At 35.2% G+C, this 10788-nt stretch carries 6 protein-coding genes; 3 read left to right on the plus strand and 3 right to left on the minus strand.

What is annotated here, in order from left to right; genetic code table 11:
- Nucleotides 1-1883, plus strand: a 1883-nt coding sequence (locus ACJ5GX_RS04925) for a heme lyase CcmF/NrfE family subunit (RefSeq protein WP_495292761.1), incomplete at its 5' end; no start/stop codon positions are given.
- Between the two features lie 50 nt (nt 1884-1933).
- Here the strand turns inward: ACJ5GX_RS04925 and ACJ5GX_RS04930 are convergent.
- Nucleotides 1934-4261: an ankyrin repeat domain-containing protein gene (locus tag ACJ5GX_RS04930; protein ID WP_052264658.1), complete on the minus strand. Its 2328-nt coding sequence runs from the start codon at nt 4259-4261 to the stop codon at nt 1934-1936.
- A 113-nt stretch (nt 4262-4374) separates the two neighbouring features.
- Between ACJ5GX_RS04930 and mutS the strand changes: the two genes are divergently transcribed.
- Nucleotides 4375-6876 carry a DNA mismatch repair protein MutS gene (mutS, locus tag ACJ5GX_RS04935; RefSeq protein WP_052264659.1) on the plus strand — a complete coding sequence of 834 codons (2502 nt, stop codon included), beginning with the start codon at nt 4375-4377 and terminating at the stop codon, nt 6874-6876.
- Between the two features lie 60 nt (nt 6877-6936).
- Here the strand turns inward: mutS and ACJ5GX_RS04940 are convergent, their stop codons facing one another.
- Nucleotides 6937-8313 (minus strand): ankyrin repeat domain-containing protein, encoded by a 1377-nt coding sequence (locus tag ACJ5GX_RS04940; protein WP_019236533.1) that lies wholly within the window; start codon nt 8311-8313, stop codon nt 6937-6939.
- A 131-nt stretch (nt 8314-8444) separates the two neighbouring features.
- On the opposite strand from ACJ5GX_RS04940, the gene aspS reads away from it, so the two are divergent.
- The gene (gene aspS, locus ACJ5GX_RS04945) at nt 8445-10247 is read left to right on the plus strand and encodes an aspartate--tRNA ligase (RefSeq protein ID WP_012481816.1); all 1803 of its coding nucleotides are present in this window, start codon (nt 8445-8447) and stop codon (nt 10245-10247) included.
- Between the two features lie 98 nt (nt 10248-10345).
- On the opposite strand, the gene ACJ5GX_RS04950 is transcribed toward aspS, so the two are convergent.
- Nucleotides 10346-10788: GH25 family lysozyme (locus ACJ5GX_RS04950; protein WP_495292762.1), on the minus strand; the 443-nt coding region annotated here is incomplete at its 5' end.

Here is a 10788-nt window from a genome sequence, read left to right on the forward strand (position 1 = left end):
AACCTTTAATCTATAAGATTTGTGGTGTTTGGGGAAATAAAGAAGGGTCTATGTTGCTTTGGACCTTAGTGCTTGTCATGTATTTATTACTAATGGATATTTATATACCTTCTGTCATCCCAGTGCTTGACTACTTGGATCCAGACAATTTAATTGCAAATGAGTACATCAAATGGCAGTGTAATAAAAACTGGATTCCAGTGTCAGCTACTTGCATGACACCAGAACGAACTAATGGTAGTAAATTAAAAAAAATATCTCTTATCACCCAAGGCTTGATTTGCTTTTGTTTTTTACTGTTCACTTTACTTGAATCCAGCCCCTTCACTAAAATGCCAGGCATTGAAACAGATGGACTGGGTTTTAATCCGATATTGCAGGATATAGGCCTTGCTATTCATCCACCGGTATTATATTTGGGGTACCTTGGATTTAGCATTCCTTTTTCGCTCTCTATAGCTGGATTAATTTTAAATACTGAAGGAAATGTTTGGGCTAAAATTGTCAGGCCTTGGGTACTTATTTCTTGGTCGCTGCTCACTTTGGGCATCAGCTTGGGTAGCTGGTGGGCATATCGTGAACTCGGTTGGGGTGGATTTTGGTTCTGGGATCCAGTGGAAAACGTTTCTTTGATGCCTTGGCTAATTGCAGTGGCGCTGACACATTTGTTGCTCGTTGTACGAAATTTCAATACTTTAAGGAATTTCGCTATTTTACTTACGCTTACAACTTTTATATTGAGTGTGACTGGAACATTTCTAGTCCGCTCAGGAATACTTACCTCAGTGCACACGTTTGCAGATGACCCAAGATATGGACTGTATATATTAGCTCTACTTGGTGTAATTACAGTCAGTAGCTTAGTAATATTTGTAGTGTTTACGAGAAAGAATCACACATCTTTCCAGTATTCGATATTGGAATCTGAAAAGAAATCTGCTACTCAAGTGACAGAAGGTAGAAGATTCTTTTCACGCCTTACGATGATGCTGATGAACAATTTATTATTCATCACTGCCTTTTTCATCGTGTTCGTTGGCACTTTATACCCTACAGTGCTTGAGTATTTAACCGGTGAATTAATTTCAGTTGGAGCACCATATTACAATTCTTTATTTAACTCTATTGCACTAGCTATTCTAGTACTCACCATGATAGGGCAATACTGCAGTTGGCAGGGAAATAGTCTATTGCCAATATTCCGTGAATATAGATTTTCATTTTGTAGTGCTGCAGCTATTTTGCCGTTTATCTTTCACATGGAGCTAATGATTGTGCTATCAATTACCATCTCCATAGCATTATTAATCTTTGTTTTAGAAGCATATAGTAAAAGAATTTGTTTATTTAAGGTAGCATTTGGTGAATCAATTTTATTAGCAAGAAGAGTTTCTAAGTCCTACTATGGAATGATGCTTGCTCATGCTGGAGTGGCAATTCTAGTGCTTGGTATATCTTATTCCGTTGGTTGGCAGGAGAAAAAAGAAAACTACTTGGGAATAGGAGACAGCATAACAGTCAATAAATTTAAAGTTACTTTACGAAATATTGAGCTAATAAAAGAAAAAAATTTCCATGCAGTGAGGGGTACAATGGATATCAGGAATTTGCTGAATAATAAGATATTAGGTGAAGTAACTCCTGAATATAGATTTTACCTTGCGGAAGGTCAGAAAAATGTTGAAAGCAGTATCTACCACAATTTATTTTCTGATATTTATGTTGTAATTGGAGAGATTGATAAGAGTAAGAGCAAAATCGCAGCTAAAGTGCACTATAAACCTGGAATGTCTATAATCTGGCTAGGATCCTTTCTTATCGCTTTTGGCTCGCTCCTTGCTGCTTTGCCTTCTACCAAAAAAGTAGTTCCTTCAGTATCATAAAGTTTGCATTTTTTGGCAATTTAAACTTAAGCTAAGCAACACTAACCTCGCTAGCGAATTTTCTCTGTGTTCTGTTGTACAATAGGAAATAAAGATATATTTTCTAATGAAGAACTTACATGATATATGGAATCTACTTCCTCAGGCCTTTTAAAATATCCCTGCTTAATAGCGTCGTAGACAGAAGAACCACCAAGCAAGCAGTTCTCACCTAACTCTTCTTTATAATTTTTAAACTTTTCCAATATTTCCTCCTTGTTACTCACTTCTACTATAATTTTTCCTTCATCTTGCACATCAGAATACAATCTAGCATCTACTTTTCCCAAATCAGTATGAAAAGTCAGTACTATATTACCTATAAGGTCAGTATAATTTCTTACCCCACCTTCCGTTAAAATTTCTATCTCGCTTTCACCGATTGCTATCACGTCTCTTCGAAATTCTGTGCTTTCATCTGTTCCATTTATGATTTTTGCAACCTCGACTATACTATTCTTTGAGTATTTCAAGCAGAAAGTGAAGTTGTCCATTTTTGCCTCTTTTACCTTACCAGTAGTTGCGTTTTTTGCAGCTTCCAAAAACCTTAGAGAATAATGTATATAGCTTTTACGTGCTTCTTTCAGATTAGCTTTGTGGTCTTTAAACTTCTCTAGTTTATCAATTACAATTATACTACTTAGAGTTTCAAGTACTGCACCTCTTTTTACCAAATTACATACTATGCGACTAGCAACTTCTATGTCCCTTTCAACTTGAAAAATCTTTAATTCACTAATTCTTCTTATTACATAATCTGTAAAATTATACTTATTCTCATAAGTATTTTCATATATATTTCCCTCACAAGTAAGATTGAACCTTACCCTAGATTTTATAGCTTCATTTACAACCTGTTCTAGCTGATTTATGTCTTGAACTTCATCTAATTTACAAAAATATTTATCTGGATCTTGCTCATCTAGTAGAAAATCATTCCCCCATAGATTTACACTTTTGCGCAAATACTTTTTTCCATTATAGTCAGCTTGTGTTTTTTTACGAAAAGTTCCATAAATAACATCATCAGTTAAAAAGCACTCTTTAATATTAAGGTGGGGGTTATTAACTGCAAATTCTATTGGGGTTTTACCTTTTTTATCCTTTATATCAAGATTAGCTCCTTTCCTTAGAAGCAATTTGATAATTGTATCACAATGACCAGAACGAGTAGCATAATGCAAAGGCGTCCTTCCTGTGTCGTCCTTTTCATTAGGATCAGCACCTGAATTCAACAGTAAATCTATGCATTCTTCTGAATTGCTACATTCCATACTTGATAGAATATGCAGTATTGTCAGTTTAGATTCTCCTCTTTTAAGGTTGAGAATGGTTTTTAGATCTTGATTACTTTTATGATCTAGTAAAAATTTTTTAATTTTTTCAACATCGTTCTTATAATCCTTATAAGTAACATGTGGAAAGTCTTTAAAAGTACTTAAGAATTTTTTATTCAATTCCTTCTGACTCTCTGTTAAGTTGGACATGTCAACAAGCCACGTAGATATCAGCTTGCCAAATGCACTTCTTTCGACAACATCCGTTAAGGAGCAGTCATTGCGAAGTAGCAACGAGTATTTAATCAATTCATATTCATCATCTTCTTGTTGCTGTGTTTCTTCTGCTTTCTTAGAGTGCTTAAAATCATTTTTTATTAATTCAATCAAAAGCTTTAATGTGTTAAAACTTTTATGTCCCAATAAAGGATCTGCTTTGTTTTCAAGTAGAATTCTTGCTATTTCTGAATAGCCATTTCTAATAGCCCAGCATAACGGAGTACGCCCGTATTCATCCGCTACGTCAACATTAGCCCTTTTCTCTAATAGGAGTTCTACTATTTCTTCATGTCCATTGATAGTAGCACAATGCAAAGGAGTACACCCATTTTGATTTACTGCATCAACATTAGCCCCCTTGTCTAATATGAGTTCTACTATCTCTTTATTTTCATTGTGAGCAGCACAATGCAAAGGAGTAAACCCATTTTGATCTGCTACATTAACATTAACCCCGTTTGCTATGAGAATCTCTACCACTCCTATACTGCTACTTGCAGCAGCAAAGTGTAAAGTATTCCATCCATCTTGATCTGCTGTATTAACATTACCCCCTTTTTTTATTAAAAGCTCTGCTATCTTTACAAGATCATTTCTAGCAGCTATATGTAACAATGTACTTTGATCATCGAATGTATAATTTATGTTAAATCCATTATCTTGCCACTTTTTATACGTGTCTGGATCTTCTTTTTCCAATTCCTCTTTTACCCTTTCGATTATATTGTTCTCATTTAAGTCACTTATTGTCCTTAATATTTTTAACAACCGTTCATATTTCATAATTCTACCTCAAACTATTTGTTTTTGTACTATAGCTAAAAAAAATTATTGATCCATAATAAAATAACCAACACCAGAGTAAGTGGTTTGCTGCTAACATATTTAAAAATGTTATGAACTTAATAAGAGAAAAAAATACCCCTGTAATGGAGCAATATTTAAATTTGAAAGCTCAATACACGGATCATCTATTGTTTTATAGACTGGGCGATTTTTATGAATTGTTTTTCGATGATGCTATTAAAGCTGCGAAATTGCTGAATATAGTGCTAACCAAGAGGGGCAATTCAAATGGGCAAGAAATACCAATGTGTGGAGTGCCAGCACACAGTAGCGAATCTTACCTACACAAGCTAATAGATTTAGGATTCAAAGTAGCAATCTGTGACCAATTAGAAACTGCTGATGAAGCAAAAAAGAGGGGCTATAAATCCATAGTAAAGCGTGATGTAGTGCGAGTTGTAACTCCAGGTACAATTATAGAAGATTCACTACTGGAGGATAAAAGCAATAATTATCTCGCATCCATAGTTGAACAAAATGACGAATATGCTATTAGTTGGCTTGAATTATCGACGGGAAAATTTTTTCACACTTTAACGAGTTTGAAAGCTCTAGATAGTGATTTATTGCGTATATCACCAAGAGAATTATTAATTTCTGAAAAATTCACTGAGGATGAAAAAATTAGATCGATTTTAAAAAATTATAAAATATCAATTACGCAACACGCACAGAGCTTTTTTGAGTATAGTAAATCTCACAGAACATTATGCGAGTTTTATAAAATCAGGGAACTTGGGAGTATAGGAAATTTCAGCAAAGTAGAAATCATGGCGTGTGGTGCACTGCTTGAATATGTCAGAGTAACGCAAAGGGGCTCCATTCCAAGGCTTGAATTCCCAAAAACCTATAAGCAACAAAATTTCATGCTTATTGATGCTTCAGCAAGGAGAAATCTTGAGTTGTTTTCAACTCAATTTGGTGAAAAGAAAGGTTCACTAATTTCAGTTATTGATCATACAGTTACAGCTTCTGGTGGACGCCTGCTCAAACAAATGCTCGCTTCACCCCTTGCTTGCTCTAAGGCAATTAATTTGAGGCTCAGCACCGCTCAATTTTTTGTAAATAATCATGATTCACGCAGAAAAATACGAGAGATATTATCTAACATTCCGGATATTGAAAGGTCTTTATCGCGCTTAATACTAGGGCGTGGTTCACCAAAGGATATGAACCTATTGAAAATAGGCCTAGGAAAGACTTTAGAATTGTCTGAGTTTCTGTCTACCTTGCATAATTATTGTTTAAGTGAAAAATCAGAAATTAACTCTCAGATGTCATTCCAGTGCTTGACCAGAGAAAAGGAACCAGTTCAGGTGATAAGTAGTGACGAGAGTGAACTAAGCACAATACATAAAAGTCTTGGTAATCATAAAGATCTATTCGAGCTTCTAAACAGCGCTATACTTGATAACAACCTCAGTTCCGTAAAAGAAGGAGGATTTATCAATCCAAAATACAACTCAGAATTATCTGAGTTATCTTATATATTGAACAACAGTAACAAGTTGGTAACTAAGCTCCGTGAATCTTATCGCGACCTAACTGGCATTGCTGCACTCAAAATATTACACAACAATATACTTGGTTATTACGTTGAAGTGTCGGCAAATCACAAAATAACTTCGGATATATTTATTCATAGACAAAGCTTAGCAAATAGCATGCGCTACACTACTAATGAATTGAAAGAACTAGAAAATAAAATTCTTACGGCACGTGATGCTGCAATCGGCTTAGAAATGAAAATTTTTAGTGAACTGTGTAGTGAAGTCGCTAAAGAATCTGAAAAAATTGCTCTTGCTGCAAATGCTTTGGCAAAACTTGATATTAGAACCGCATTTGCAGAGCTTGCAGTGCAAAATAATTACGTAAAACCCATTATTGATGACAGCAAAGAGTTCAATATCTGTAGCGGAAGACACCCAGTGGTTGAAGTTAACGATAAATTCATTGCAAATAGCATCAATTTAGCTGGTATACATCTAATTACTGGTCCTAATATGGCTGGAAAAAGCACTTTCTTGAGGCAAAACGCTCTCATTGCAGTTTTAGCTCACATGGGGTCATTTGTGCCAGCAGAGAGTGCGCATGTAGGAGTGATTGACAAGATATTCAGCAGGGTTGGCGCAACGGATAATATAACAGCTGGTTATTCTACCTTCATGGTAGAGATGATCGAAACAGCAACGATAGTAAATCAGGCAACGGACCGTTCCTTGGTGATACTTGATGAAATTGGTAGGGGCACAGGGGTGTATGATGGATTATCTATTGCACAGGCAGTGATTGAACATATTCACAATGTAAATAAGTGCCGCGCCATTTTTGCAACTCATTATCATGAATTGACTAAAGTAGGTGAATACTTAGAAAATGTGAAATGTTTTTGTATGAAAATAAAAGAATGGAAAGGAGAAGTCATCTTTTTACATGAAGTAATTGAAGGCATTGCAGATGAGTCATATGGAATACATGTAGCAAAACTTGCTGGTTTTCCTGATTCTGTTTTAAACAGAGCAAGAGAAGTATTTGAGGAGCTAAAGGCTTGAGGAAAGTAACATTATATTACTCCACAATTATGGATTTTAGCAATCTATGGCGCTTTAATTTTAGTCAGCTTTCTGAGTAACTGAATTAACGTAGCATTGATCGATTGCCACATTAGTCAAGATTCCAATTCCACCACCTACAACTGCACCTACAGCTCCTAATGCTAGTTGAGTACCAATTCCAGCAGAAGACCCAATGATTAATGGAGCAAGAAAATATAATGCTAAAGCGCAAGTTATTGCAGCTACACTTATAACAGCCAGCTTTCTCGGACAAAAATTTTCTGGTGCCTCAGCACTAGATATAAATGATGATTTTACTAGATTTTTTCTACTTTCATGATCTAAAAAGCCACTCACTGTTCTCATTATAGGACGGGTAGAGCCGTCACCAGTCAAGTCAATTCTATCTTCCACTATATCATGAAGCTCTTTAACTTGAGCTTTATATTCATCCCAATAGTTTGATAACTCTTGTTGGTCATTGAGAAGATCTGGTTTATTTGAAGTTGTTAACCAGTGTGAGTCATGTTCCAAAATATATTGAATTGTAGCTTTCCCTATATCTATATGCCCTTCAGTAATTGCATACTTTAAAACACCTTCTGCTTTTTTCCTTCCAACATTAAGATCAGCACCAGCTTTTATCAATAATTCTACTATCTTTGGAGAATTATGAAATATAGCAATATCTAAAGGGACCATCTCATTACAATCTTTGATATTTAAGTTTGCTTTGTGTTCTATTAAATAACTTATAAATTTTAAGGTTTTATCAGATTTTTGATCGTCTATGTCTTTATGTCTGTAATATATTCTAATTGCAAAATTCAACGCAGTTTGACCCTTTAACGCACTACCACCAATAATTAAGTTCTGATAGCTTTTTACCTCTTGATTTATTAAGTTAACATCCGCACCGTTTTCTATTAAAGCCTTAGCTCCTTCGAAATTGCCTTGTGCAGTTTGCAGATGAAGTAAGTAACGACCAAGATGATCAGTTGCATTAGGATTTGCACCTTGTTCAATCAAATACCTTGCAATTTTATCATTAAATTTGTGATCATAAGTTGCAGATTCTAGTGGCTCAGGATTTTGCGATAACTCATCTTTAGCTATTAAGCTGTTAATCTGACAGATTGATTTTACTGACTCTAAATCTCTTCTTTTAACTGCCTTTGTGACTGCAGCGCTAAAGCTTATACCCTTTTCTATTAGATATTCGGCCATTTTGTTATTAGTAGAACACTTTAATAAATTTGTACCGCTTTGGGAATTAACCTCAGTGACAACATCTCGAATAATGGAACTATTTTCCTCAAAAATTGACTTTACTTTTTCTAAATCATTTTTGGTGACAGTATCAACAAGATCTTTTATTACAGCATTCACCCTCTCTTTTTTAGCTAAAATTTCTTTTAATTCTTCAGGGTTCATAAATACACCTCAACACACATAATAAAAAAGTATATCTAAATCAGAATTGCTTGTAAAGGATCTTTAGATATTATCTTGCCCAAAGGTTAATTTATTTTATAATCTTTTTGTATTCTAGAAATTTCAATTAAATGAACTGTTATAAAACTCACGAGTGTAATGAATTAAGGAAGAATGATGTAGAAAAGGAAGTTACTCTCTCTGGGTGGCTGTACCGTAAACGTGACCATGGTAACCTAATCTTTGTTGATTTAAGAGATTTTCATGGGATTACTCAGTTGGTATTCAATAACGATAAAGATTTTTTTGATGAAATTTCGAATTTAAAATCAGAAAGTGTGATTACTGTCACAGGAATAGTCAAAGCTAGAACTGAAGATACGGTAAATAGCTCTATTTCCACAGGAGAAATTGAAGTTATAGTTAGTAATTTACAAGTTGAATCTGAAGTTGAGTTCCACTGTGATGAAGAAATAGCAAAAGAAGAAAGGAGTATATTAGCAAGTATCGCCGGTGAGCAAGAATACCCAGAAAACATGAGATTTAAATATCGTTTTCTTGATTTAAGACGTGAAAAGGTTCGTAATAACATTATTCTACGTTCACAGATCATTTCAGAGCTCAGGAGGCTCATGATAGAGCAAGGATTCTTAGATATTCAAACTCCCATACTTACTGCCTCTTCTCCTGAAGGAGCACGTGATTATTTAGTGCCAAGCAGACTAAATCCTGGTAAATTCTATGCATTACCACAAGCTCCACAGATTTTTAAGCAGTTGCTTATGGTTTCAGGGTTTGATAAATATTTTCAAATTGCACCTTGTTTTCGTGATGAGGACGCAAGGGCTGACCGTTCTCCTGGGGAGTTTTATCAGCTAGATCTTGAAATGTCTTTTGTAACTCAAGAAGATATATTTCAGGTTATTGAATCTACCTTATATAAAGTGTTTGCCAAATTTTCTCGCAAATCAGTTGATAAAGATTTTCCACGTATTACATACAAAGAAGCAATGCTCAAATATGGATCTGATAAGCCAGATCTGCGTAATCCATTATTAATCAGCGATGTTACAGAGATTTTCCGTGATTCAGAGTTCAATATTTTCAAAAGCAATATCGAGCGAGGTATGGTAGTCAGAGCCATCCCTGCTCCTAAAACAGCAGAGGAACCACGCAGTTTTTTTGATAAAAAAATAGAACATGCACAAAAAGAATTCGGTGCTAAAGGTCTTGGATATATAACGTTTGATAAAGATGGCATCGCAAAAGGGCCAATTGCTAAATTCCTCGATGACAATAGGCTAAATTCCATAAAAGAAATAACGAATGTAAAGCCCGGAGATAGTGTATTTTTTGCTTCTGATAAGGAAAATGAAGCAGCAACAATTGCAGGGAAAGTGCGCACTCTTTTAGGTTCAGAATTGGGATTAATAGATGACGATATCTTCAAATTCTGTTGGATTATTGATTTTCCATATTTTGTATATGACGATAAGAGCAAAAAAATAGATTTCTTTCACAACCCATTCTCTATGCCACATGGTGGCTTGAAAGATTTAGAAGAAAAAGATCCGCTGGATATCCTTGCTTACCAATATGATCTTGTTTGCAATGGAATAGAGCTGTCAAGTGGAGCAATTCGTAATAACAAACTGAATATTATGTACAGAGCTTTTGCCATTGCAGGCTACAGTAAAGAGGAAGTTGATACAAAATTTGGCGCGCTTGTGCGTGCATTCAGGTTTGGAGCGCCACCTCATGGTGGAATAGCGCCAGGGGTTGATAGAATGGTTATGCTACTTGCAGATGAGCCGAATATTCGTGAAGTAATCTGTTTTCCTATGAATCAGCAAGGAGAAGATGTTCTAATGGGCGCTCCTTCTAAAGTAGATGATAAGCATTTACGTGAGTTGTCTTTAAAGGTTGTTGAATAAAGTTGTATATAACTTGAGTTTAGGTGGGGAAAAAACAAGAATATTGAATTCTGTTAAAGTAGTGCTAGGCCCTAGCACTACTTTATAGTTTTAGGATATCAAAAAGTTTGGTCTAGCGGGACTTGGCCCTCTATTCCGTTTACTTCTCCTTGAGAGGTGTAATTCCAATAAGTATAGTTTTTACCCGCATCCTTCCAATCTTTAGGTAATTCAGGCTCCGATCTTCCTCTCCAATCAGCAACCCATAATGGGTAGTGAGAAAAATTATGTTCTTCTTGTGTATAGTAATCATTCCACGTTTTTGGTGAAGCATATACAATTGGACTGTATCCTTTTTCATTCAATTGAGTCAATAAAGAATGAAGTTTTTCGGCTCTCTGTGTGTTAGTGTGTTTTGTAGGATCATCACATTTTGTTGTTCTTCCTTCGCAAATACCAGTTGTAGCACTAACAGCTAACTTATTTGTACCTGGCTCAAAATTAGCTTTTTTAAGTTCGTTAACTATGTTATTCAACTGACCTTCAGGTGTTGAGGTCATCC

The sequence above is a fragment of the Wolbachia endosymbiont of Tuta absoluta genome (assembly GCF_059414725.1).

Excerpts from the sequence above, each read along its gene's own strand:
- ACJ5GX_RS04930 (WP_052264658.1), bottom strand. The coding sequence starts at position 4,261 with ATGAAATATGAACGGTTGTTAAAAATATTAAGGACAATAAGTGACTTA.
- mutS (WP_052264659.1), top strand. The coding sequence starts at position 4,375 with ATGAACTTAATAAGAGAAAAAAATACCCCTGTAATGGAGCAATATTTA.
- ACJ5GX_RS04940 (WP_019236533.1), bottom strand. The coding sequence starts at position 8,313 with ATGAACCCTGAAGAATTAAAAGAAATTTTAGCTAAAAAAGAGAGGGTG.
- aspS (WP_012481816.1), top strand. The coding sequence starts at position 8,445 with ATGAACTGTTATAAAACTCACGAGTGTAATGAATTAAGGAAGAATGAT.